We start from the raw sequence: 25,740 nt of genomic DNA, 5'->3' as shown, positions 1-25,740 counted from the left end.
AATATTAAATTAATAATCCATTAAAATATCAGTTGTATTATGCGAAAAATATTCAATAATTTTCTGGGGTTGATTGCGCTCGCATTTATGTTGCCTTGTTTTGCAAACGGGCAATCTATTAATAACAAAACCCAAATCGTTAAAACGCTTGAGCTGGCCAACCATTATTTTATGAATAAATGGCAAGACGTAAGCAAAATTATTTATGTCCCTTCCAAGCACAAAAGTTGGCCCAGCCATATCTGGACCAGGGCTGTTTATTATGAAGGACTCATGGCCTTTAACCAGATCGATCCCAAAGATGAATATATTCAATATGCAATGGACTGGGGTCAGGCACATGACTGGAATTTAAGAGACGGCATCAAAACCAGAAATGCTGATAATCAATGTGCAGGCCAGACTTATATTGACCTTGCACTGCTAAAAAAGGACACTTCATTCATGTCCAATATAAAAGCATCCATCGATCACATGTTAACAACCGACAAAATCGATGATTGGAGTTGGATTGACGCCATTCAGATGGGAATGCCCATCTTTGCCAGGCTCGGTAACATCACCGGTAATCAGGCTTATTATAACAGAATGTGGGAAATGTATGATTACACAAGGTCAAAACTAAATGGAGGAGGTTTATATGACACCAAAAGCCATTTATGGTGGAGAGACAAAGATTTTATGCCCCCTTATAAGGAGCCAAACGGTAAAGATTGTTATTGGAGTCGTGGCAACGGCTGGGTAGCAGCTGCACTGGTAAGGGTGCTGGACGGGTTACCTAAATCGACGCCACATTATGACGATTACATGCAGGATTATAAAGATATGATGCATGCCATCCTAATATACCAGGACAAAGGGGGTTATTGGAATGTAAGTATGGCTGACCCAACACACTTTGGCGGGAAAGAGTTAACAGGAACCGCATTATTTACTTATGCCATGGCTTGGGGTGTCAACAATGGCATTTTAAAGAAAAAAACTTTTAAAAAGCCAATAGCCAAGGCCTGGGCCATGTTATATAGTTGTGTACACCCCAATGGATTCCTGGGAAATGTACAAGGAACCGGCAAAGAGCCTAAGGATAGCCAGCCAGTTGGTTACGATCATGTACCTGATTTTGAAGATTTCGGGTTAGGCTGCTTTCTTTTGGCAGGATCTGAAGTGTATAAACTTTAATATAATTCCAGATTTTGACCAACTCAAATGTTTAACTCACTTCTCTAATCCCATTTAAATCAAAGAAATGGCTAATACAATTAAATTAGCTTCGAAGATGAAGCTAAACCCCGGTCAGGCAAACGAATATAAAAAAAGACACAATCCTATATGGCCGGAGCTATCTCAACTTTTGAAAGGCTATGGTATTAGCGATTATTCCATTTTCCTTGATCATGAAACCAATATCCTATTCGCCGTATTATCCGTTGTAGTTCCGGAGCGTTTAGAGGATTTAAAATCCGAAGAAATCATGAAAAAATGGTGGACTTATATGATGGATATAATGGAGACAAATGATGATCACTCTCCTGTGAGCATCCCTCTTGAAGAAGTGTTTTATTTAGCTTAAGCAGCTATATATTCTTTTTGATTACCATTATGGTAGGTGTCTAATAAAAATGAGCAATTGTGTATTAATAATTAATACACAATTGCTCATTTTTACCTCCCCTAATCAACCATATCCATTCAATACCTTATATTCTTGGAATCCTTTAAAGTATAGGTAGGTTTTGATTCATCCTTTGTCAATACATTCGTAAATATTACATCTTCCGCGTCATTGACCGACACTGTGGCATTTGCAGGCAATAACACGTCAGAAAAAATAACATTACGCAATTTATGGTTCGGATCTTCAAACCCGTGTATATCAATAGCTGGACCCTTTTGTTTAGAGGAACTAAGATCCAGATTATTAAATACATAATCCGAGAAGGTCGGTATTTCAGGGGCTGCCTGACCATCATTATTATAAGGCAATTTGGAGAAAATGGTAATTTGTTGCAACTGACAGTCCAATACCCGTACATTTTTCACATATCCTCCTCTTTGCTTTGTTCCTTTAATTTGTAACCCGTGTAGTAAAGGCCCTGCCTGACAATCACGCACCAATACATCGCTAACACCTCCTGACATCTCACTGCCTATTGAGATGCCATGGCCTTTAATAAAATTACAATCCGTAATACGTACCCTTCTGGTTGGCTTGCCAATCCTATTACCTTCAGGATTTTCCCAGATTTTATAGCAATACAATCGTCCCCGGTAGAAAAGCAGCAATTAAAAATAAAACTATCATCAGAGGAATCAGGATCAATCCCATCACCATTATGAGCTGTACTTTTGATATCCAGACCGTGCAGGCTAACGCCCTCGCAATAAACATACTGGATGGTCCAACAAGGTGAATTTTGAATGGTCAATCCCTGGAGATCCACATTTTTACAATTCATCAATAAAATAAGTCTCCCTCTGCTTCTTATACCACTTTTATTTTGCATGGCAGTTCCTAATGCGCCTCCTGCTCCTGTAATAGCACCCTGGCCACAAATCCTCAAATTTTCTACGGAAAAACCGCCATTATGATTCATTACACCTACATTGATTAGACTAGCATAACTCATCAGCTCCCACCCCTCAAAACGGTTATGGATCATAGGTAAATAATCTTCTAAGTCAACATTCCCTCGTCTAGAAGGCGAGGGCTTGCCACTACTGTCGGATAAATCCGACAACGCGACCATGGGCTGATTGACTGCAGCCTAATTCGGCGATGTTTAATGCTGCATTCTTGTCCGCATGGTCACCGTGACCACAGCTGCAGCACACAAATTCGCTTTGAGTTTTCCGGTTTGCCTTTTCAATATGTCCACATCTATGACATCTTTGGGAAGTATAGGCTGGCGGTACCAAAAATACAGGTACTCCGGCCAGCTTAGCCTTATAGATGATAAATTGGCGTAATTGATGAAATGCCCAACCAGAAAATCTGGAACGTTGGCTCTTGCGAACCCTTTGCCGTCTGCGAATACCTGTTAGATCCTCTAACGCTATTGCAGATCCGGTGCGTTTGGCCTCGTCCACTATTCTTTTACTTATGATGTGATTCTCATTCCTTTTAAAACGCTTCTCTTTGCCTGAGTTTTTTTTCAATTTTCTTTTTGCGGAACGGGTCTTCTTTTTTGAAGACCAGCTCTTTTGGCTTGGTTTTTTTTATGTACCTTTTCAGTCTGCTGACCATCAAAAGACTCGCCAGTAGATAAGGTCGCGAGCTGATTGATGCCCAAATCAACACCGATCACATTTTCGTGATCTATTAATTCCGGTTCTGGAATATCGCAACTGACATTTAAAAAAAATTGACCGTTACGAAAAAACAAATCTGATTCTCCCTTTTGAAATGCCAACAAATTACGGGCATTATCTCCAACCTCAAATTTCATTACTTGCCTTCCCTCAAGCGTAAGTATACTTAAACTATCACTGGAGAGATCAAAGCTGATCATACGACAGTCAAATGCTACCGCCCCTTTTAATCTAAAGGTTCTTTGGGTATCGATTGGACCTGTAGCCTTTTTGGCTTTAACCTTGTATGCATCTGCAACCTTACCAATAGCCCGAATGGTCATTTGGGATTTAAGTCCAAAATCCTCCCGTATAGCGTAGTAAGTTAGCTTATGCAACCTTATTCTATTAAAACACTGGTTATCAAAAGCCACCGCTGATATTTGGTTGCATGCAAGGTTCATTGCCGTTAATGTTTCCATTAACAGATCAAATTGCTCACGATCTGGAACTAACTTTATTTGTGCTACAACTACCATATCTTTGACAAAGATAGATAATTATTTTAGTATACACAAATATTTAGCACAAATAACTACAATTATTTTTCAAGCCAATTCTTGAGCTTAAGCCTCCGCCTAAAGGCGGTGGTTTCAACCCAAGAAAAGAGACAATGACCACTCCCTTTCAATTCGCCTTTTTTTTCGATTTTAAGCGTCATATTACTTTTTAAAAACAGCGCCCCACTGACAAAGGTTCCTTTAGGGATAAGAACCGTTCCGAAGACTGGACAAGCATCTATCGCCTTTTGAATCGCCTTGGTATTTAAAGTAACGTTATCCCCTTCGCCCCAAAATCAACAATATTCAAGATCTTACCCACTTTTTGCGTCGTAAATTTAACCCTGTTTGATGCGGCCGAAAGTGCACCTGTTTTATCTTCGGCTTTTATGGTAAGCTTATAATTGGACGCAGGATGCAAATCATCCAGTTTAAAATTACATTTATTGGTTGTACCAATCTGTTTTCCATTTAAATACAAATGATACCGGATAATATCCTTATAAACCTCTGGCTTATCCCAAACGACAGTAACACTCTTAGCGCTAATAGTGCCCGCCGCAATCATTAAGTTAATCGGCTTTGCCGGTGCAGCCAAAACCTGCGCGCTGATTAAGACCATCAATAAAAATAAAATACGTCGCATGTCAAATTCTGTTTAAACTATTTAGAGTCTGCTCAATAACTCACCGCTAGATGGTCATTGATATATTATAATTATTTATAATTTTGGAATTTCCGGCTAACTTGCTAACTTGATAGGCTAGCCAATTTTGTATCCTTAATAGTAGGGACACAGGTGCCTGCCTGGTCATCCTGACCAGGTTTAGCACCAGGGCTATAGTAGATATCCATGAAGTACTTGTATTGGCCAGCTTGGCTTTTATATTGTCCAGGCCATATCTGGTTTTTGCTTGGCCAAATTTTCCCTCTTTTGGATTTCTTTCGCCCGGTCTTACGTGATTTTTCACTGCCTTGCGGATGGACGACCTAAAGGTTTCGCAACAAGTTTTATGTTTTTTCTTTAAGTAACTTTCGATTCTCCCGCGTACAATAGATCTGATCAGCTAGTACTTCATAAGGATAATAGCCGAACTGCTTTTTATATTTTTCTACAGAATTTAATAGGTATGAACTTTCATTGAATGCATCCCAACTTATATGGTCTAAGAATACAAATCCCTTTACTAAAGAGGCCTGGATCTTGGCTCCAAACTCGACCTTACTTTTTTCTTTTCCCCTTACAATAGGGCGTACATAGGGTTGATGTAAATTAACGATTCTATCCTCGACTGTATGAGTACGGTTCTCATACATATAGAGCTGCTGTGCATAGATCTTTTTTATCGTTTCAAGATATTCTCTCTCTTTTTGGGTTAATGGATTATGCTTACTATTTGCCAACAGCGTCTCAATATGCTTTAGGTCACGTTTGATATATCCAAGTTGCTTTCTGATCGCACTGCGAATTAAATTTTTAGATTTTCGTTTCTTTTTCGAAACGTTCAAAAACTCTTTCCTTGCTGTGTTCCTGTAGGTTCTTGGCTTCTTGCCATGCAACTGTGGGATATGAACGTTGTCAATCAATTCCTCACACTTCTCCCTAGTAACATTTAATAATTTTAAATCTGTCGGGTAGGCAATGTTTTGGGGGCTTACGGTCGCATCCATTAGGAGTTGACCTTCATTTTTTATCTCCTCACCGTTACCGGTTTCCTGCTCCTTAAGAGCTTCTTTTAAGAGTTGCCCTTCTTGAGATCCTTCATTCTCAGTAGTGGATATTTTAGCACTGGGTTCGGTTTCACAAGGTGAATTATCGTCAGGTTTGCCTGGCTCGTCTGAAGGAAATTCTACATGCTGACCTGCTTCAAAGTTGATCGCATGCGTGGCTACGATATCGTTTATTTTTGCAAGCAAATCCTCCGTGAGCCGTTTTCTAAACTCAACAAAAAGGGTAGCTGAAAATGGAGCCTTTCTGGTAAAACTTGTATAGCCCACGAAATATTGCATATACATATTTTCCTGAATGCTGGCGATCGTCTCTCTGTCTGATAGTTTACAAAGATGTTTGATCATTAGACTACCAAGAACTAACCTGCCATTCAGGGGCTTCCGACCCTCAGTGGAGCTGAATACCTTGTCATATACACCAACAATCCGATCCCAGGGAATATGCTTCGCCAGGAAAATCCACCGATTATTCACGTCTAAATGCTGCTCAAAAGGGGTCTCAAAACCCTCAAAACTTAGCTGATTTGGACTGCTATAGACCGGTGATGGTGCACGCTTTTTATAACTTCCACGCATAAAACCTTGCACTTTTTTAATGAAAAATCTTCTGAAACCTCAATTTACACATAATTTGTCAGTTGTTCAGCAGACTCTATTTATAAATAGGAGGTGAACTTCTATCTCCCGGTAATTCCTCATTTACGTAAGAGCCATAAAAAATATAAGCGCTAAGACACCTGCACGCTACTGCCTGACCAGCGTAATATCGTCAATATAGCAAAAGGCACCCGCAGTGCCATCTGCTTCAACGCCGATTTCCACTTGACCGTTTTTAATAGGAATATGTCTTAACTGCACTTCCTCCCAATCGCCCTTCAACTTATTTAACCCCTTCCGGCTTATAGTTCCCTCACTAATAGCATACATCTTCAGGCTATTAAATTCACTTTGGCTACCTGCTTTTATTTTCAAAGACATTACATAATAACCATCTGGCAGCGGAACCTGATCAGTTGACGCTATTTTCTGATACACCCGTCTGATAAAATCCCGGTTATCAGTGATAGCAAGGCTTTTTTCACCTGTCACGAATTTTCTGTCCTGGCTGGTATTAAAATAATTAAGTACAGGTGAATTGGGTTCACCTACCCTAATAGGATTACCCTTGATGACTTCTGACACCCAGCCTGATAATTGCGCTTGCACTGGCTTTACTGGGCTAGGTATATGACGCCTATCCGCCTCAAAACTTCCGTTTTTGACATAATTATTATCAATCCCTACTGCCCAGTTACCTGTATGTACATCCATTTTCCAGGAACTTACCGAATTAAACCAAGGCTGATCATCTTTAAAAGAAAGCGGACACCATACATTGTACCCCAAGCCATTACCTGCAAAATCAGACCAGCGGTCGCCACAGTAAATGACAGATTCATTTAAACTGCCTTTGACTGTCACAAAAAATCCAGTTTGAGAAATATGGGCATAATCTTCGGCAGCGCCGTTCATAACGAGCATATTATTGATCGGCGTATAAGGCCCCCTAATATCATCCGATACCAAATAATACGGATATGACCCGTCCCAACCATATAGATTGGAGGCGCACATATAATATTGACCCTTGTACTTAAATAGACAATTCCCCTCTCTGCCTGCGCCATGGTATATTTCTGAGCAATCCAAAAGTCCAATCTGCCCGTTTTTCACACCAATCTCAGATACATAAATTTTACTGCGTCCCCTTCCATAAGAATAGATCAGGTAAGACTTTCCCGTATCTGGATCAGTAAAAACCGTCTGATCACCTGTATTAGAAGTACCTATCATGGCGGTCATATCCAACTGACGGTACCAGCTAAACGGGCCAGTAGGCGAGGCGGATGTTGTAATTAAAACATGACGGCCATGTTGTACAAACATGGCGTATAGCTTTAGTTCTTTTATATAGGCAACACCGAGCCGACCTACCCAGGTCGGCCGTTCTCTGCTTAGCGCTTCTTGATCCAAAACGTCTCCTTCAAAGTGCCAGTCCACCAGATTATCCGAGCTGTAACAAGTAACTGCCTGAAAGGTACTTTTGGGTAAGGTCACTGACGGATCAGTTTTGTACTTATCGGCCTCTTTATAATGAACTCCATACCAATAATAACTAAGTTTACCGGAAGTTGGATTTTTAAATTGAAAGATGCCGCCGCCCTGACTGTATAGTGGCTTTCCATCTACTGTTTGCCAGAAAGTATCATTTTTAATACTTCGTAGTTGAGCGGAAGTAGATGCCACAATGCCTAATGCACAGAGCGTAAAAACTAGGCGTACATGTTGTTTTAAAGACCACTGAAAAAAATCCATAAGCCAAAATATTTAAATTAGAGCTAGCGTTCAAGGGTAATGGCCATCATGCCAACGATTACTTCATTGGCAATAGATTCCCATTTTATGGATGCGAGTTCCTTGTTTTTATCCAGCGGTATCGCCAAAATGACACCGGCACCACCTTTAATTTCCCTTCTGGAAACCTCACCTGGTTTTATACCTGTTGCAGTTGCCATATCCCGGCTTACAATTCCAGTTTTAAAACCCAACCGGTAAGGCCTTACTGCCCGGATATTAAAAGCCAGTCCATCTGTATAATAATCTTCTTGAATTGGGCACCAGGTTTCAGGATTTTTTAAGGCCAGTGTGGTATTTGTACCATCTTTGTAGCTAACAGTCACCAGTCCATTTTCAATCCCATATTGCATAGGACCAGTGGTGCCGGCCATCAGCAAATAAGCCATCTTTGCTTTACCTTTCAGGCCAACGAGGACCGAATCTGGATAATTATCCCAAAGTGTTGTAAATGCGATATTCTTTCCGGTTTTAGGTGACCGGAAAGGGATGCCCAGTGACGTGATAAATGTGTGATTCGTAACACCCGCCCGTAGTCCGCTATCATCTATCTTATAAGTAAGATTAGGCTCACACCACTCTCCAACTCCTTGAGCTGGCGTTTGCAAGGTGGTAAATGGAGACCTTGGTGATAGATATTTGTTGGTAAATATATCTCTAACGTTCGCATTCAACTGTTGATCCATATTTACTTCTGCGTACTGTCGCCGCGGTGTTTTCTCCAATTTTGCCATTACATTTTGGCTAAAATCAGGGAAAATTACTTGCTGGGGACTGGTAGGTTCCCACCACCAGAGGTTACCCTGGCGTTTTTTCAAAAATTTTTGTTCCACCCCTTTAGTCGACTCAGTAACCTGAGCGATCTTATTACCACCCCACTGAATCTTAATATCATAAGCATTTGCGCTTCCGCAGTTAATTTCAATTAGTGGCCTTCCAATGCCATCAATGATCTTCCAGTCGGCCTTTTTCCCATTCACCGTAACGGCGCTTAATTGATCCAGAGGCGCACGCACCTGTAAGCTAAGTTGCAAGGGCTTTTTAAACCGGCATGCAACAATATAATGATCCGTTGACCCATCTCTTTTAAATTGATAATCAATATCTTTTTGTTTAATATTCGCAAACGACCAGTCGGATGGGAAACCTGGATTAATAACCAGTTTTCCATTTAGCGCATCTGGATAAATTCCGAATAGTCCTTGCACTACGTCCAGGCTGTAAACGCCAATTACATCTCCAAAATCCCGGTAGCATTCTCCAAGCGTTGCATCATAATAACTGATCTGCCCAATGTTACCTGGAGAGCGACCCAGATACATCCCATCCAATACTGCACTTTTAAATAGTTTATAGGCAGCATCAGGCCTACCGGCTTGCCAATAAGCCAAGGCGGTATTACCGACCTCACCAAATGCTACATTATTGACACTCCAGTAATAAGGCATCCAGGAGGAAGAAGCAATGGTGCTATAATCAGCACCCTTAGAAAAGCTTTTGCTTAGCACGGGGATATGTGGAATATACTGATCAATATATCTTGTTGCCTGATAATTCTGGAAAGGGGTTCCGGCTCCCATGCCAATGGGCGTGTATATAGACCAGACGGCTGCGCTGGGATGTACCAACTGTTTACCCATCAAATCCACATATTCTGCCCACCAGCCCTTATCTTTAAGCCAGAGTTTTTCATTCATAGCCTTTTTAATCTTTTCGGCTTCTTTTTTAAAGGTCGTTGGGTCCTCTCCTATTAACGTAGCGATTTCTGCGGCCATCTTATTGGCTCTATAGTTATAGGCCGAACCAACTGCTGTCCCGCCACTATTATACATCAGTGCATCCGATGCCCAGATGCCGGCATAATCATCATAGAGACCGTCACCATCCGCGTCCCAATTTCTTTTCTCCCATTGCAGGCTGAGTTTAATTACCGGAAATATTTTTTTGGCATACGCCAGATCTCCGGTCCAGTTAAGGTGCCATAATAACTCGTCGATATACACCATATTCATGTCGTAATGGTGCATTTGATGGTTGTTTCTGGGGTTGCGGCAAATATAACCATTGCTATACATGGGCGTACCCCATTTTTCTACCCCTCTGGTCAGATTGAGTAAGGTGTCTTGCTGCGGCTGTGGCAGTGTACATGGCACGTCAGTCACCTGGGAAGCGGCATAATTATCAAAATGCACTGTAGCCCTATCATGCCACCCTAGTGCATCTCCCACATAAGCAGCGCGCCAGCCTGGCAGCGGCATCCGCCAACCAATAGCTCCATGCAGCCACACATTACCATCCCAGATACCATCGGCTGCCATAGCAATGGTGCCACCCAGGGTATTGATATAAGGATCGGGTGTATGAATCTGTAGGGTGTTAGCAATTTGCAGCCTCGTCACATCTGCCTTTTGGTAAGCCGAAAGACCCGTAGATGGTTCAAGACGCTCCAAATCTTCATTTATAAAAGCAATATATACGGGCTCATCTTGAATATCCACCGTTACCGTCTTCAACCTCTTTGGATGGAGTGGTGCATCAAAAGCATCTACCGGATCTACTCCCAGATCTCCACTTCGATGGAGTTTGGAGGATTTGATTTCTGAGATCTGACAAATCAGTTTGCTGCCTGTCGGTAAATTCACTGGATCAAACTTCCAGACGCCGCCTTCTTTGTCATAAAATGCATTAACGGACACTTTCAATTGTCCCTTACCCCAATTCTTATCCCTAACTAAATAATCTCTTCTGCCAGGCAGATAAATAGATTTACAATAGCTCGTTAAGTCCAGTGCAAATGGTTTCCCATCCACAATTAATTTAAAACTGATATGCTTGTTGACATTTTTATTATAGGTCGCAAATACCGGCCGGTCACTGGTTTCAATGCGAAAAAGCGTCGGGCTTCCATAAAGAGCACGGGTATAGCGGTTGTGCCCATTAACTGAAACAAAGCCTTTCCCTTCAGGCTGATACGCAAGCGGCCGTGAAGCTTTAAGGTTGTGGTTCAATTGTGCGGCCCCTCCAGGGACATCACTCACTTTTTTTCCTGTCTGGGCTGTCGTTAAAACAACCGAAGAAATACAGATAATCCCCGCTAATATAATCTTCCTCAATATACTCATATTGTATAGCCTCTTTTTAGGGTGCAGAAAACCAGCATCAAAATATAGCGCTAACTTGATGGCATTCTTAGCATTTAATATTACTTAATCCCATTTATCGGTGTTTAACGAGCGGGCCAGTCTTTGCCATCCAGCTCGATGTTTTTTAACTGGAGGTTGCCAATAAAATCAGGCACCGAATATGTCTTTCCCGGGCTTTTAATTTTTAGGTTTGCAAGGGTAAAATTGCTGAGTGTATATTGATCAGAGCTGTCAATTTTAATAAAGGTCTTGCAGTGCACGTTACAATCTCTGATCGTCAGATTACTGGCAGAGGAATGTGGCGGCTTGTGACCTTTCAGATCAAAAAATTGCCGCCAGGCACTGATTTCAAAAAAAGTACTGGCATTGCCGGTTATCCCATATACAGAAACATAATTATGCTTTTGAGGGGTATCAGGGCGCATTTTAAGATAAAACACCCTACCGCCATTCACCACGCAATTGCGTAGAATGACATTATAAGTAAAAACTGATTCACTACCCAGTGTCAGTGCAGGGCAATTCACAAACGTATTATTTTCAACAATAATGTTTTTATTCGGACCATTGTTGGGATCTTTATCTGCCGTGGGGCCTTTCCCGCCTTTAAGACAGAGACCATCATCATTGACAGAGACATAACAACCCTTAACCAATACATTTTGGCAAACATCCAGATCAATACCATCAGAACTTGGCGCCTTTACGGTAAATCCATTATTGGTTCCTGCAGCAATATGGACAGCCAGTATTTTAAGATGTTCGCATTTATAATAATGCGAGGTCCAAAATGGAGAATTAATCAAACTGACATTTGCGATCAATACATTTTTACAGTTGGATACAAATAGTAACCGCGGTCTTTGCTCATCCATATTGGTGCATTTTGGATTCCATTTGCGCCGCAGCCAAAATGCCTTCCAATAACGAAGACCATTTCCATTTACCGTTCCACCTCCAGTAAGTGAAAACCCGTCTACATGGTCCGCATTAATGATTGCCGCAAAATATTTAACAGTCTGGCCTTCAATTCTGGTGGAGATGACTTTAAAATCAGAGATATCATCACTTCCTTTAAGTGTAGCACCTTTGGCGATATATAACTTTGTATTGGGCTTAAAAAATAAAGAGCCCGTGAGTACAACGCCTTTTGGCAGCACAATTACCCCTCCACCTGCAGCGGAAGCCTTGTCAATGACCGCCTGTATTTTTTCCGTCTGTACCACTGTACTGTCTGCTGTCACGCCGTTTTTATACAGGTCGTATTGTGTACCCATTTGATCTAGCGCTGGCACTGTGGTCTCGGAGAACCACGCTGGGATAGCCGAGCCGTCTGGGAAATTATTTTGCGCATTCACTATGCAACTTCCTAATAACAAAATTCCTATTAAAAAGGTCGTCGTCCTCCAGAAGTGTCGACTAAAAATATGCCTGCCTCTATTTAGTTTTTGCGTCAAAATTTAAGTTTTTATGGATGAAGAAATCTGATTACAAATCAATCCCTATAAAATAAGTCGTCGATTACGCCCTTGTATTAATTTATAATTTGGCTAAAGTTAATCAAATTAATGGCCAGAGTGCTTAATTGGTGGCCAAAGTAGTCGCTGTGAGCCTTCAACTTCCGTAACCACCTTTTAATATTAAATATATTCAGTATTAATACCCGATATTTTGGGTATAAAAACCAGGTTTCACCTGCATCTGAGCGAGTGGAATCGGATATAGATATCGACCGTCTTTTACATTGGCCACATCGGTTCCGTCTGGATTATTGTACCGGTTAAACTTGGTAATGGTGGCAGATTTCCACTCATTCCAACGCACCAGATCAAACCACCTGACGCCTTCCCCCATCAGTTCTATTCTGCGCTCTTCTTTCACATAGGCCAATGCCTGCGCTGCGCTGCTAGCCGTTTCAGCTGTACAACCCGCACGTTCTCTGATCTTATTGACAATGGCCATAGCCCCTGTCGGATTTTTAGTGGAAAGAATTTCTGCATACATCAGCATTACATCTTCCAGCCGAATAATGGGCAAATTCACTCCCCAGTCATTATAATCTTTCATATCCGCTTCCGCATCGATAGACATGCCCAAAGCTGCGATTTTTCTAATTGAAGGCATAAATTTATAAAACATAGTTCGGGTGTCCACATTAACGATACTGCCATCCGAGAGTTTCAAGGTGTCCTTTGTCTGGGTATAGGCCGGAAAATTGGTTTCGGCGGCAAAACCCGTCAGAATGGAATAGTTATATCCACGTGCATCCCTATGGGTACTACCACCTGTGGTATATTCTTTATCAAAATCATACATCAAGGTCTTCTCTACAAAGATCGAATTGCCAAATATGCGTTGAGTAGTGTAAGAAAGTGGCAGTGCCGGACTAAAATCAAATATCGCCGTATTGCCGGTACCGCCTGTACGGTACTGAATCGCAAAGATGGAATATTTGTTATAATAGTCATCTGTAGGCATAAACTGTTTGCGCCACTCCGTACTGTCTGGCGCCCAGTATTTATCCCCATTGCTACTGGAATAATCCAAAACAGCTTTTAATTCTGTTTCAGCGAGCGACAATGCACTGTTATCATTAAAAGGAAAGCCTGCCATGGTCATATATACCCTGCCCAGCATTGCTTCTGCGGCGATTTTATCTGCCCGGCCACTTTTAGCAATGGAATTACCCGTATTATCCACCATGTCAGCAGAAACCGGCAGCAAATCAATTGATTGCTTTAGATCAGGGATAACAATTTTATTCAAGATATCTGAAGCGCTTGATTGTGGCACATTTTTTACATCAGCAGGGCTCATCTCTTTGTCAATCAAGGGTATATTCCCAAAAAGTCTGGCCAGTTCAAAATACGCCCAGCCTCTAAGAAAATGCGCTTCCCCTAAGAACTGATTTTTCATTTTATCATTCGTGCCAAAATCACACCCAGGGATCTTAGCCAGGGCAACATTGGCATTATAAATCACTTTATACCATTCATTCCAGACGCTATTAAAGGTCGCAATATCATTACCTGCCCTAAAAGTAGCGATCTCTGTATAATCGCGTAAACCGTCTGAGATCGGCGTCACCCAGACATTATCAGAGCGAACCTCAGACATATATAGGTATTCATCATTGGCCAGATTTCTAAGTCCGGAATAAATACCGATGATCCCTTGTTCAGATTGCGCTGGCGTCTGATAGAACCCGTCTGAACTCAGTAAGTTAGAAGGAGGTACATTCAACTCCTTTTTACAGGAGGTGATCATCATTAATGCTGTAGCAACAAATAACAGCGTCTTACTATTGAATATCGTTTTCATTATAATTCATTTAATAAGGTTAGAAAGTAATATTTATCCCCATGGTGCAAATCCTTGGAATCGGGTAACCACCATAGTCCAATCCAAGCGCACTCTGCCCGCCCGGTACAGAGCTGGAAGCCGTATTGGCCGCTTCGGGGGAATAACCTTCATAATAACCATCCCATTTGATCAGATTCTCAACAGAGACAAATACCCTGGCATTAGAGATCGTCTTGGTTTTGAAAGGAATGGTATAACCCAAGGTCACATTTTTAACTCTCAGGTAATCAGAAGAATATAACCATCTGGAATCAAGCGTTGTACCGGTAGTGGTACTAAGGATATAAGGTGTCTTACCGTCACCTGGATCATCCTCAGACCACCAGGCATTACGCCATCTGCCCATCATATTAGAAAGTGCGCCCATACTGGGTCTGTCAATGGCGCGACCGATTACACCAAAAATCTTTCCACCGGTCTGTGCCGTAAGTAATATAGACAGATCAAAATTCTTATAAGAAAAGGTATTGGTCATGCCATATACCGCCGTAGGGGTCGGGCTGCCTAAATAATCCCTGTCATCCTCTTTGGTAAAAATACCATCCCCGTTTACATCTCTGTATCTGATATCACCCGGTTTGATTGTTTTGCCTTCAAAGGTGACGGGTGTACCGCCATGAGCGGCACTATAATCGTCAATCTGTTTTTGGTTCATCCACACGCCCACCGCATCATACATATAAAAAGTATTGATCGGTCTGCCCACTTCCAAAATATTAGAAGGATTATTACCATCAAATCCAGAGTATACAGGCGTATTGTCCGTTCCCAGTGATTTTACCTTATTATTATTAAAGGCGACGTTTAAGGAAGTATTCCATTTAAAGGCACCCGTTGTATTCGCAGAATTCAGCTCGATTTCAAAGCCATGGTTGCCTATGGATCCCAGGTTGTCCCATGTGGTTGTAAATCCTGAAGCACCCATGGTAGGCACTTCATAAAGCAGATCTTTGGTAACTTTTGTATACCAATCCAGTGATAATTGCAATCTGTTGTTCAAAAAGCCTAAGTCTGCGGCCAGATCCGTGCTGCGCGTTTTTTCCCAGCCCAGGTCTGGATTCCCCAAAGAGTTGGCACTATAACCAGCGGCACCACCATAAGTCACAGCCGTGAGTGAGGCATAAGCAGCCGTTGAACTGATCGAGTTGTTTCCTGTGACACCATAACTACCCCTTAATTTAAAAGTGTTCCACCAGGATAGACCCATGTTTTGAAAGAAATTTTCATTGGAGATAACCCAACCCGCAGAAACGGCGGGAAAAGAACCCCATTTATTTTCCGCACCAAATACAGAGCCCCCGTCATAACGCAGACTGGCGGAGAGCAAATACCTGCTGTCATAGTTATAGGCAAACCTGCCAAAGGCAGAGTTTAGTTTATTAGGCGTTGCTTGAGTGACATTGGAGGTCCCTACCGTCAATGTACTTCCATCAAATGAATACAGAATAGCATCATTAGGGAATGGCTTATTAAAAGATTGATTCGTTGAAAATCCAATATTGCTTTGCTCTGAAGAAGCGCCCAACATAGCACTAATAGAAGACTTACCAAAGGATTTATCGTAATTAGCCAGTGCCTGCAGTAATGTATTCCAGGTGCGCGCTGTGTTGTGCGCTCCGGAAGAACTGGAGCCTTCGCCTTTTGCCCAGTTACTGCTGGTACTGGTAAATGAATACGTAGACCCGCCCAGATCATAATAATTTGTGGAGGCTGATAACTCTATTTTTAATCCATCCAGCGGTGTTGCCCTCACAAAGGCGTTACCCATAATGCGTAGATATTCATCATGACGAATATTGGTACTCATGATAAAAGTAGGGCTTGATGTTGAACCAGCCCAGTCGTATTTTTCATTCGGTTCAACATTGGTTAAATAACCAACCCCCAGTTCTGAGACTGGAGTAGAAGAGAGAACATGGTGCGTCTGAGCGTCTTTACCGTTGGCTCTGCCGGAACCATCCCGACGAATAAAGGTAGGAGCCAGGGTCATGCCCGCTGTAAGGAACTTATTGATTTTGGATTCAATATTCATGCGGAAGGTAAAGCGGTCATAATCTGTACCAGTAGCAATCCCTTGCTGCTTCATATAGCCGCCGGAAAACAGATACCTGGTATTGTCCGATCCGCCAGAAACATTTACATTGTAATCCTGGATAGGTGCATGTCTGTAAAACTCATCCTGCCAATCCAACAGATCCAGACTCCCGGCATCCGCAGTATAAGTATGTGCAGATTTTGTAGCGTCGCTTACGTAATTAAACCAACGATCGTCAAAAACATAATTAAAAGAAATGGCACTTCCCTCTTCAATGCCTAAATTCGCCAGTCTTGTTGCATTGTCATCTTTAATGGACGCTCCGGTGACGCCCTTAGCAGCTGCATCCTTTAAATAAACCGCATCATTATATTTGATCCTGAATTCCATCCATTCCTTTGCACTCAAAATATCCAGCTTCTTTTCCAGAGACTGAATCCCATAGGTCTGGCTATAGGCAATCTTGGGTTTACCGCTCTTACCTCTTTTGGTGGTGACAATGACCACACCATTGGAACCGCGGGATCCATAAATGGCCGCAGAGGCTGCATCTTTCAAAACCTCAATAGAGGCAATGTCTGACGGATTTAATCCAGCCAGCGTATTAATCGGCACCCCGTCTACCACATATAACGGATCAGAGCTTGCATTGACGGAGGCCGCACCACGCACCCGGATTTCCATATCAGCGCCTGGTTCACCGGTTGTTGTACGAACAGTCACACCAGCCAGTTTACCTTGCAGCGCAGATTCAGCCCGGGCTAGCGGCCGGTCTTTAATATCCTTAGCATCCATCCTGGCAACAGCGCCTGTTAAATCAGTTTTCTTAACGGAACCATATCCGATAACGATGACCGAATCAGCATCCACGACAGCAGGCTGCATTACAATTTTGATGCTTTCCCCTGTAACGCTTACTGTTTGATTCTGATAGCCAATACTGGTCACAATCAGGGAGGCATTTTGCGGCACCGACATTTCAAAAGCACCATTGGAATCTGCTATTTTATATTGCTGTTTGCCTTTTAGCTGGATCGTTGAACCTGGTAAAGGCTGGCCAGTTTCGTCCACCACGATTCCCTTCACATTAATTGTCTGCACCTCTTGAGCCAACGTTCTGGCGGGGCTCAGCACGAACAAGGTTATTGCCATCAGAAACAACCCTTGTATAAAAAGGATTTTGTTTTTCATTGTTAAAAAATTGTGTTGATGTTTGTTTGCAACGCGTTAAAAAATAAGATAATACAATTCAAATTGGATGACAGCCTGTGTCCATAATAACTGGTTAATCTGTCAAACATTTAATCCATTCAATTCAATCATTATTAGCCGCTTTCAGGCCATCCTGCCACATTTTTAACTATTTTGAGAGGTGACGTTAATAAATGTGCATGTGCTAACGAAGATATGTAAGTGTAGAGATGGAACTATCCTGTACCATCCTGCTTTTAGTCGGATAATTATGCAATCGTTGCCGGGAATCCTACGCAACAAATAAAACCGATTGCTCGGAAAATAATTAAGAAAAAATCAATCAATCAGTTCTAAAAGAAAGCTTCACAAAAAGTGGATTCTTATCCTTAAAAAGATTTTAAAAAATATTTTTAAGCATGCACTAAAAAGCGGAAGCTGTGTTTTATTAAATAAACACAGCTTCCGCTTTTAATTTTTAAAAATTTCCTGAAACTTATTTTTACAGTTCTTCCGACCGTTATTTAGCTATTTCACGATAAAATTCGGCAAATCCTTTGTCGATTCACAACCTAACTGGATCATTACCTGACGCAATTGATTTTTTAGAATATTGATCGTATGTGTTCCACCCTCGGCACCTAAAGCCCCGACACCATACATAAAGGAACGTCCCATAAAGGTAAACTCTGCACCAGCTGCCATAGCACGGGCGACATCCGGACCGGAACGCAGACCGCTATCGATCATAACTTTGATCTTATCCTTGTAAGTCAAGACTCGTTGCAGCGAATGAACGGAAGACTCAGCGGCGTCTAGTTGTCGGCCACCATGATTGGACACAATGATTCCATCCAGTCCCAGCTTTACCACCTTTTCCGTATCTTCCTGTGTAACGATGCCTTTGATGACCAGTTTTCCTTTCCATTTATCCCGGAGTGCCGCGACTTTATCCAGATTCAGTTTGCCATTAAAGGTTTTATTCATAAACAACCCCAGATGATGCATATTCATCCCCTTGGGGATATAAGGAAGTAAGGTTTCAAATTTAGGGGTGCCGTGCAGTAAGGTGCGGATAGCCCAATGTGGACGGCCCATAATCTGCAGGACATTGTGCAGCGTCATTCTGGGCGGCATAGAAAGGCCATTTTTAATCTCTTTGGAACGATATCCAAATGCTGGTACATCACTTAGGATAACAAGCACCGGACAATTATCTGCTGCGCGTTTCAAGATTTTGTCTCTCAGATCATCTTCTTGAGGATGATACAGCTGAAACCAGGCCTTACCTTCTGTAATTTCTGCCACCTTTTCTATGGAACTGGTGGACACCGTACTTAAACAAAAGGGCACATTCTGTTCAAAAGCTGCTTTGGCCAGGATTTCTGGAGAACCTGGCCAGACAAGCCCCTGTAATCCAACCGGCGCAATCCCAAAAGGGGCGTCATAAACGTGGCCAAAAAGTTCTGTTTTCAAATTCGGTACTTTATTACCAGATAGATAATAAGGCAACAGTTCTACTTCTCTTAATTCCTTTGTATTCTTATCCAGATTAATTTCCTCGTTACAGGCACCGTCCAGATAATCAAAAGCAAAACCAGGTATTTTTTTTCTTGCTTTTGCCCTTAGATAATCTACTGAGGGGTAATTGGTATTATATCGCGTATCCATAATTTTTTAATAAAACGGCGTATTTTGGTGAACAGCCCAATTTATGCAAATGTAATCCGATTCACCGAAAAATATTTAATAAACCTCATCAAACCTAAGCAAGCCTATGCTTTGTTGCGTTTTCAGTCGGTCGCACAGGTTTTCATAGAAATTGCATAAAAAGGCGCTGAATAATATTTCAGATCAATGATATCATTGGGTAATTGCCTGTTATTCCAGCTTTCATGGATCGCGAGTGCTGTACCAAGCGCCGTTGCCTGTGCCATAGAAGCCGCATACACCTCAATTTCTGGGAAAACGGCAGCTAACAAATTCATATAGATGGCGTTTTTACCAAAACCGCCATCCACAAATATCTTTTTGGTAACGCCTTTTTGTAAGATGATGGAGGTACTGGTAAATTGTTCTGAAACAATAAACATCATCAGCGCATGGTAGGCCTCTTTTGCATTTTCAAAATTATCTAAAGAGATATCTTCAAAACTATTGCCATCCAGGATTTTGGAGCTATTTAGTTTATTGATAACGGTTCTGTCATATTCTGCATTCCTTAAAGTATCCATGGTCACATGAAAATGTGCCACAATACGATTAGCCTGCTGTTCATGCTCATAGCCGGCAAATAGCCTGGCTGCTTTAACGGGCGTACCTTTATAGCTGATATAACACAGACAATTTTGCCTGATCTCTTCCTCCGTTAGCGAACTATGATTAAAAGGATTCAAACTAATACACCAGGTTCCGGTAGAAATCAAAATAAAGGGTTCCGTAAAATTAGCCAAATAGGGAATGAGCGCTGCAGAACTATCATGCAGCCCTATACCGGCAGCAATCCCGTATTTATTTTCCGTAGCAGGCAATACCTGATCCGAAGGAAATAAGGGCGCCAGTTTTTTATCAAGTCCTTCATCCAGTACCCACCTATGGTAATCCTGCCTGCCCAGATCCCAAAGCTGGGTGTGACATCCCAGACTGGTAATATCTGAATAGTATTTTCCGGTAATCAGTGAACTCAGATATTGCGGCAAATGCAGCGCATAATGTATTTTTTTAAATAAGTCTGGTTGTTCGCGCTTGATTCGATATAATTGAAGGCCGGCGTTCAGGCTGCCTGAGGCAGGAGAAGCGGTTTTAAGTGCCAGTTTATCTGCCCCGCCGTAACCGTCGTACAATTCTTTTTCTAAATCCTTAGGGTAGGGTTTTAGATAATTATATAAAGGCGCTATTGGTGTCCCTTTTTCATCAATGTAAACCAGGCTGGCACCATAAGAGCTGATATTGACCGCTCTAATCTGAAACTTTCTTTTCTTCAGTAACTCTTCTAAACCGTTTAATATAAAATCCTTCAGGCTGTTTATATCCTCGGTGGGAAAACCATCCTCGTCTTTGGTTTCTGGTAAACATTCGGATTTTTCAAAAACAATCCGGTAATGCTCATCAAATAAAAAGATTTTCTTATTCGTTTTCCCTATATCAAATAATGCAATGACTGGTATTTTGTCCATAATCTGTTTTTACAATCCCGTGGTTTGAGAATCTACGCCTCTTTCTTTGATCAGCTGTTCTCTTACACCTAGTTGTCTGTATAAAGTAAGTGGCTGCAATGCCCCGCCAGCTCTTTTCCTGGCCTCAGCCACTAGCGGTCTTACATCTGTCCTGAATGCATTTTGCAGAATCTCCTGCGCCTGGGCGACATCGCTGTTTGCTCTTGCCGCTTCCAGGGCCTTTTTATCTACCATAAGCGCCTGTGCATAAGCGGCCATAATAGCATCTACTGACTGCAATAAATCCTCTAAAGGATCCTTAACATTATGGGAGGCATCAATCATCCAACCCAGATCCTTTGCATGATTCATTCCCCTGGCATCCATCCCATCTACCAATTCGTTGAAGATCAAAAAGAGTTGATATGGCTTGATACTGCCAGCGGTCAGATCATCATCCCCGTATTTGGAGTCATTGAAATGGAAACCACCAAGTTTGCCTTCATTTAAAAGCAAGGCAACAATTTGTTCGATATTGGCATTTGGCAGATGATGACCTAAATCTACCAATGTATATGCTTTTTCTCCTAGTTTACTGGTATATAACAGCGACTGTCCCCAATCACCCACGGTGGTGGAATAGAAATTAGGCTCAAAGGCTTTATATTCTACAAAAACCTTCCAGTCCTCAGGTAAAGCACTATAAATTTCCTGGAGGCTTTCCAGCGTATTATTAAAAGCGTTTCTAAAACTCAACTGTCCCGGGAAACAGGAGCCGTCAGCTAACCAAACTGTCAGCGCTTTGGATCCTAACTCTACGCCATGTTTAATCACTTCTATATTGTGCTCAATCGCCTGTTTTCTGACAGCTTTATCCACATTTTGCAATGAGCCAAACTTATAGCTGAGGAGTTGACCTGGCTGATCCTGGAAAGTATTGGAGTTCATCGCATCAAATTTGATCCCACTGTCTGCGGCCACTTTTTTAATAGCGGCATAATCTTTAGGAACATCCCAGGGTATATGCAGTGAAATAGAGCCACTATTGCGGTTGAGTGCATGCAGAAGTCCTACATCCTCAATTTTCTCTTCCAGTGTAGCTGGAGCTCCTCCAAAGTGGAACCGGCCAAAGCGGGTGCCGCCGGCACCCAGTGCCCAGCTGGGGATACCAATCTGAAAATCAATTAATTTACTTATAATCTGCTCTACACCATCTATTTCCGACGAGATGTATTCAAAACGTTTTGTATGTCCCGCTAACAAACCTTCGTTAAATGTAGCAATTTGTTGTTTATCTATACGCATAAGTCATTCTTTTAAAAGTTTAGAAAAGGAAGATTATTTTGCACAAAGTAAAAGTGAAGCTACTGTCTGCCTTGGCAGACACACCCATTCCCACTTTCGGGTGAATAACCCCAATTACCTCGCGCAAAATAATACAGTCTCTTTAAAAAAGAAACTTCTTCCACCCACTATTCAAAACCATATACAAAACAAATTCTTAGATTCTATCTTATTTACCTTACAAAGGCCATCGCTACTCCACCATCCACATTTAAAATGTTGCCAGTGGATTTATTTAACAGCCCACCTACAAATGCATAGCAGGCGTCTGCGATATCCTCAGGTAAGATAATCTCATTTAGAAGCGTTCTTTTTGCATAGTATGCAGGAAGCTCTTCTACGGTAATGCCATAAGCTTTGGCACGGCCTTCGGCCCAACCACCTGCCCAGATATTACTATTGGCGATCACTGCATCCGGATTAACCGTATTGACGCGGATTTTATCCTTGCCCAGTTCTGCAGCTAGTAGCCTGGTCAGATGTGCCTGTGCAGCCTTAGCAGAGCCATAACCCGCATTATTAGGTCCGGCGACAACGGAGTTTTTAGAAACGATATTAATAATATCTCCTCCTATATCCTGCTTGCGTAGGACGACAGCTGCTGCTTTAGAGACCAGGAACTGACCTTTTACCAATATATCGTAGAGTCTATCCCATTCCTCAATAGAATGGTCCTCAATTGCTTTAGAGATGCTGATGCCTGCATTGTTTACAATAATATCCACTCCGCCAAATGCCAGGGCTGTGCTGTTAAATGCATCAATAATGCTTTGATTATCCGTTACGTTTAGCAATGTTGAAGCAACACTGTCCTTTCCATACTGGCTTTTAAATTCCTCTACTGCACCTTCCAGCCTTTCTCCATTAATATCATTTAAGATGACGCAGGCGCCTGCCTCAACAAACTTTTTGGCAATTGCTTTACCAATGCCCCCGGCACTACCTGTTATCAAGGCAATTTTGCCGCTTAATGATTTAGGTTTAGGCATACGCTGCAGTTTTGCCTCTTCCAGTAACCAGTATTCGATATTGAAGGCTTCCTGACGTGGCAGCGAAGTATATTCAGAAATCGCTTCTGAACCACGCATTACGTTAATTGCATTGATATAAAATTCTGCAGCTACTCTTGCCGTCTGCTTATCTTTTGAGAAAGTAAACATCCCTACACCTGGATAAAGAATAACCACCGGATTAGCATCCCGGATAGCAGGGCTGTTGGGGTGTTTGCAAGTCTCATAATAATCCTTATACATGGCCCGATAATCCTCAAATAAAGGCTGCAGCTTTTCTTTAATGGCCTTAACATCACTTAGATCTTCATCTGGTGCCAGGTTTAAGACCAGTGGAGAGATCTTTGTTCTTAAGAAGTGATCCGGGCAACTGGTCCCTAAAGGCGCCAGTCTGTCTAAATCATTGGAGTTGATAAATTCCAAAACTCTGTCATCATCTGTAAAATGTCCCAGCATTTTACGTTCAGAAGAGCAAAAGCCTCTAAGAATAGGCGCCAGGCTTGCAGCCTGAGCGGTACGCTGAGCTTTTTCCAGAGAGCTGATTTTCTGGCCACCAAATACAGGTTTGTCTTTACCGGTATGGTCTTCAATGTATTCTGCGCAACGTTCAATGACTTCCAGCGTATTTAGGTAACTTTCATAAGCAGTGTCACCCCATGTGAATAGACCGTGAGAACCTAGCATTATACCACGAATCCCGGGATTTTCATCCAGGCACTGTTTTAATTGTAAGCCCAGATCAAATCCAGGTTTTTGCCAGTCGACCCAGCCAATAGTGCCATTAAAAAGTTCTTCAGTAATCCTTTTGCCATCCTTGGCAGCCGCAATAGCAATGGCTGCATCCGGGTGTAAATGATCGATATGTTTAAAGGGCAGAAAACCATGGAGTGGTGTATCAATACTAGGGGCTTTGCTGGCCAGATCATAAATACAATGGTTAAATAAACCAACCATTTCATCTTCATGTTCGATTCCTCTGTATATATTCTTCAATGCTCTTAATCTATCAACGTATAATGCAGCCAGGCCACTTCTCTTCATGGTTCCCAAATCTCCACCGCTGCCTTTGACCCACATTACTTCAACTTCATTACCCGTCAATGGATCTTTTGCCATTGCTTTACAAGAAGTGTTGCCACCTCCATAATTGGTGAGACGAAGGTCAGCACCCAACAAATTAGAACGGTAAACTAATAGTGCAACTTCATCTCCTGCCAATTTTGCGGCAGCTTCGTCGTCCCACAGGTAGCTAACATGTTTAAATTGTGTTTTAACTTCAGACATATGAATTTTCTTTTATTTTTGTTTTAATGATGTTCTTTTGTTTATTTAATTTTCACCTGTTTTTATTTTAAAGAATTACCATAACCGACTACCAATACAGAAATGACAATCAGGGCAATTCCTGCAATAATAGTGGCATAAGTCTTTTTGGTTACTCCTTTCCATTCTTTCAATGCCAATCCCCATAGATTAGCTACCAGGATAATAAAGGCCATGTGCAGGATCCATGAGCTGGGACCATTACCCATCCTACTCTCACCCATCCCGTAAAAGAAGAACTGTAAAAACCAGGTAGTACCGGCCAGTGCACAAAAAAGATAGTTCTTTACCAGCGGCGTTTTCTTATTGGTATAATCCCCAAAAGTCTTATTGCGGGCATTGAGCGCCATACACCAGATAAGGTTCGTTGTAAGGCCACCCAGTAATATTAGAATATAGGTGACATTATTTTGGAAGAGAAATTCTCCCTGGCCGGCGTGGGTCAATTTCCAAATATCATTGGCTTCAGTGGCCATGGATTTTCCGGCGTCGATTCCAAAAGCAAAACAGGCGCTTAAGATGCCAGAAATAATCGCCACCGTTAGTCCCAGGCCAATTTTGTATTCTTCCTTTTTCTTGAGCTCGGTGTCTTTTTGTAAGTCTTTGTCTTTCAGCATTCCCGCTTTACCACAGACGATGATACCAAAAACGCAGATTAAAATTCCTATCAAAACGGTCTGCCCCCATGTATTGTGCAAAAGATCTGAGAAAGAATCATGGCCGGCAGAAGGATAAAAATTATAGTAGATGGAAGGAATCAATGAACCAAATACGGAACAGAGTCCCAGAATAATAGTACTTCCTAGTGCCACACCCAAATATCTTACCCCTAAGCCATAGGTTAATCCGCCTATACCCCATAGCACACCAAAAATATAGGTTACCGTCAGGGTTTGGCTATCTGCATGGCTGATTATGCCCATAAAGTTAGGTATGGTCAGCCAGGCAGCCAGAAAGGGTATCAGTAGCCAGGAGAAGATACCTCCGGCGATCCATAGAGACTCCCAGGCCCAGCCTTTTACTTTCTTATACGGGATATAAAAGCTTCCCGAAGCAAATCCTCCCAAAAAGTGATAAATGATCCCAAAGATTAATTGCATAAAGAAGGGTTAGAAGATTCTATAATTATATTTTTCAAAAATAAACTTATGATTGTTTATGACTATCCTGTGCCATCCTGTTCCAAATACACATTCCAGTCAA

Annotated in this window: 19 protein-coding genes; 2 read left to right on the top strand and 17 right to left on the bottom strand. The window is 41.9% G+C overall.

Features of this window, described 5'->3' with window-relative positions:
* The first annotated feature begins 39 nt into the window (after window positions 1-39).
* Window positions 40-1,179 carry a glycoside hydrolase family 88/105 protein gene (locus FSB73_RS09565; protein ID WP_225974669.1) on the top strand — a complete coding sequence of 380 codons (1,140 nt, stop codon included), beginning with the start codon at window positions 40-42 and terminating at the stop codon, window positions 1,177-1,179.
* A 67-nt stretch (window positions 1,180-1,246) separates the two neighbouring features.
* On the top strand, window positions 1,247-1,570 hold the full coding sequence (gene rhaM, locus FSB73_RS09560; RefSeq protein ID WP_146781314.1) for an L-rhamnose mutarotase: 324 nt from the start codon (window positions 1,247-1,249) through the stop codon (window positions 1,568-1,570).
* Between the two features lie 119 nt (window positions 1,571-1,689).
* Here the strand turns inward: rhaM and FSB73_RS26590 are convergent, their stop codons facing one another.
* From FSB73_RS26590 to rhaT, 17 genes are all read right to left on the bottom strand, one after another.
* Window positions 1,690-2,259 (bottom strand): glycosyl hydrolase family 28 protein, encoded by a 570-nt coding sequence (locus FSB73_RS26590; protein ID WP_262712624.1) that lies wholly within the window; start codon window positions 2,257-2,259, stop codon window positions 1,690-1,692.
* Window positions 2,148-2,738, bottom strand: a complete 591-nt coding sequence (locus FSB73_RS26585) for a glycosyl hydrolase family 28 protein (RefSeq protein WP_158639479.1) — start codon at window positions 2,736-2,738, stop codon at window positions 2,148-2,150. Before FSB73_RS26585 ends, FSB73_RS26590 begins: the two co-directional genes overlap by 112 nt.
* On the bottom strand, window positions 2,716-3,156 hold the full coding sequence (locus FSB73_RS09545; RefSeq protein ID WP_146781308.1) for an RNA-guided endonuclease InsQ/TnpB family protein: 441 nt from the start codon (window positions 3,154-3,156) through the stop codon (window positions 2,716-2,718). Before FSB73_RS09545 ends, FSB73_RS26585 begins: the two co-directional genes overlap by 23 nt.
* The gene (locus FSB73_RS09540) at window positions 3,153-3,770 is read right to left on the bottom strand and encodes a hypothetical protein (RefSeq protein ID WP_146781306.1); all 618 of its coding nucleotides are present in this window, start codon (window positions 3,768-3,770) and stop codon (window positions 3,153-3,155) included. Before FSB73_RS09540 ends, FSB73_RS09545 begins: the two co-directional genes overlap by 4 nt.
* 343 nt (window positions 3,771-4,113) lie before the next feature.
* Window positions 4,114-4,494, bottom strand: a complete 381-nt coding sequence (locus FSB73_RS09535; RefSeq protein WP_146781304.1) for a fibronectin type III domain-containing protein — start codon at window positions 4,492-4,494, stop codon at window positions 4,114-4,116.
* A 46-nt stretch (window positions 4,495-4,540) separates the two neighbouring features.
* A complete protein-coding gene (locus FSB73_RS09530) occupies window positions 4,541-4,819 on the bottom strand; it encodes a transposase (RefSeq protein WP_146781302.1) in 279 nt (92 codons plus the stop codon).
* A 40-nt stretch (window positions 4,820-4,859) separates the two neighbouring features.
* Complete coding sequence (locus FSB73_RS09525) at window positions 4,860-6,155, bottom strand: IS5 family transposase (protein WP_146781300.1); 1,296 nt, start codon at window positions 6,153-6,155, stop codon at window positions 4,860-4,862.
* A 168-nt stretch (window positions 6,156-6,323) separates the two neighbouring features.
* Entirely contained in the window at window positions 6,324-7,934 is a 1,611-nt protein-coding gene (locus tag FSB73_RS09520) for a family 43 glycosylhydrolase (RefSeq protein WP_146781297.1), read from the bottom strand.
* A 23-nt stretch (window positions 7,935-7,957) separates the two neighbouring features.
* Window positions 7,958-11,095, bottom strand: a complete 3,138-nt coding sequence (locus FSB73_RS09515; protein WP_225974668.1) for a DUF4450 domain-containing protein — start codon at window positions 11,093-11,095, stop codon at window positions 7,958-7,960.
* Window positions 11,096-11,199: 104 nt separating this feature from the next.
* Window positions 11,200-12,573, bottom strand: a complete 1,374-nt coding sequence (locus tag FSB73_RS09510; RefSeq protein ID WP_225974667.1) for a glycoside hydrolase family 28 protein — start codon at window positions 12,571-12,573, stop codon at window positions 11,200-11,202.
* 199 nt (window positions 12,574-12,772) lie between these two features.
* The gene (locus FSB73_RS09505; RefSeq protein ID WP_225974666.1) at window positions 12,773-14,437 is read right to left on the bottom strand and encodes a RagB/SusD family nutrient uptake outer membrane protein; all 1,665 of its coding nucleotides are present in this window, start codon (window positions 14,435-14,437) and stop codon (window positions 12,773-12,775) included.
* 19 nt (window positions 14,438-14,456) lie between these two features.
* Window positions 14,457-17,705, bottom strand: a complete 3,249-nt coding sequence (locus FSB73_RS09500) for a SusC/RagA family TonB-linked outer membrane protein (protein ID WP_146781294.1) — start codon at window positions 17,703-17,705, stop codon at window positions 14,457-14,459.
* A gap of 528 nt (window positions 17,706-18,233) precedes the next feature.
* Complete coding sequence (locus FSB73_RS09495) at window positions 18,234-19,376, bottom strand: alpha-hydroxy acid oxidase (protein ID WP_146781291.1); 1,143 nt, start codon at window positions 19,374-19,376, stop codon at window positions 18,234-18,236.
* A 122-nt stretch (window positions 19,377-19,498) separates the two neighbouring features.
* Window positions 19,499-20,881: an FGGY-family carbohydrate kinase gene (locus FSB73_RS09490; RefSeq protein WP_146781289.1), complete on the bottom strand. Its 1,383-nt coding sequence runs from the start codon at window positions 20,879-20,881 to the stop codon at window positions 19,499-19,501.
* Window positions 20,882-20,890: 9 nt separating this feature from the next.
* A complete protein-coding gene (locus FSB73_RS09485; RefSeq protein WP_146781287.1) occupies window positions 20,891-22,165 on the bottom strand; it encodes a sugar isomerase in 1,275 nt (424 codons plus the stop codon).
* Window positions 22,166-22,377: 212 nt separating this feature from the next.
* Window positions 22,378-24,498 (bottom strand): bifunctional aldolase/short-chain dehydrogenase, encoded by a 2,121-nt coding sequence (locus FSB73_RS09480; protein WP_146781285.1) that lies wholly within the window; start codon window positions 24,496-24,498, stop codon window positions 22,378-22,380.
* A 62-nt stretch (window positions 24,499-24,560) separates the two neighbouring features.
* Window positions 24,561-25,637 carry an L-rhamnose/proton symporter RhaT gene (rhaT, locus tag FSB73_RS09475; protein ID WP_146781283.1) on the bottom strand — a complete coding sequence of 359 codons (1,077 nt, stop codon included), beginning with the start codon at window positions 25,635-25,637 and terminating at the stop codon, window positions 24,561-24,563.
* Window positions 25,638-25,740 lie beyond the last annotated feature (103 nt).

It is taken from the genome of Arachidicoccus ginsenosidivorans (genome assembly GCF_007971385.1).
GTDB lineage: Bacteria > Bacteroidota > Bacteroidia > Chitinophagales > Chitinophagaceae > Arachidicoccus > Arachidicoccus ginsenosidivorans.
The sequence above is the reverse complement of the archived record's forward strand: the minus strand, read 5'-3'. Positions and strand labels throughout refer to the sequence as shown.

Bases quoted from the DNA above. Each gene is read 5' to 3' on its own strand.
- rhaM (WP_146781314.1), top strand. From the start codon at position 1,247: ATGGCTAATACAATTAAATTAGCTTCGAAGATGAAGCTAAACCCCGGT.
- FSB73_RS09535 (WP_146781304.1), bottom strand. From the start codon at position 4,494: ATGCGACGTATTTTATTTTTATTGATGGTCTTAATCAGCGCGCAGGTT.
- FSB73_RS09565 (WP_225974669.1), top strand. From the start codon at position 40: ATGCGAAAAATATTCAATAATTTTCTGGGGTTGATTGCGCTCGCATTT.
- rhaT (WP_146781283.1), bottom strand. From the start codon at position 25,637: ATGCAATTAATCTTTGGGATCATTTATCACTTTTTGGGAGGATTTGCT.
- FSB73_RS09520 (WP_146781297.1), bottom strand. From the start codon at position 7,934: ATGGATTTTTTTCAGTGGTCTTTAAAACAACATGTACGCCTAGTTTTT.
- FSB73_RS09500 (WP_146781294.1), bottom strand. From the start codon at position 17,705: ATGAAAAACAAAATCCTTTTTATACAAGGGTTGTTTCTGATGGCAATA.
- FSB73_RS09525 (WP_146781300.1), bottom strand. From the start codon at position 6,155: ATGCGTGGAAGTTATAAAAAGCGTGCACCATCACCGGTCTATAGCAGT.
- FSB73_RS09485 (WP_146781287.1), bottom strand. From the start codon at position 22,165: ATGCGTATAGATAAACAACAAATTGCTACATTTAACGAAGGTTTGTTA.
- FSB73_RS09490 (WP_146781289.1), bottom strand. From the start codon at position 20,881: ATGGACAAAATACCAGTCATTGCATTATTTGATATAGGGAAAACGAAT.
- FSB73_RS09515 (WP_225974668.1), bottom strand. From the start codon at position 11,095: ATGAGTATATTGAGGAAGATTATATTAGCGGGGATTATCTGTATTTCT.
- FSB73_RS09505 (WP_225974666.1), bottom strand. From the start codon at position 14,437: ATGAAAACGATATTCAATAGTAAGACGCTGTTATTTGTTGCTACAGCA.
- FSB73_RS09495 (WP_146781291.1), bottom strand. From the start codon at position 19,376: ATGGATACGCGATATAATACCAATTACCCCTCAGTAGATTATCTAAGG.
- FSB73_RS09540 (WP_146781306.1), bottom strand. From the start codon at position 3,770: ATGGAAACATTAACGGCAATGAACCTTGCATGCAACCAAATATCAGCG.
- FSB73_RS09480 (WP_146781285.1), bottom strand. From the start codon at position 24,498: ATGTCTGAAGTTAAAACACAATTTAAACATGTTAGCTACCTGTGGGAC.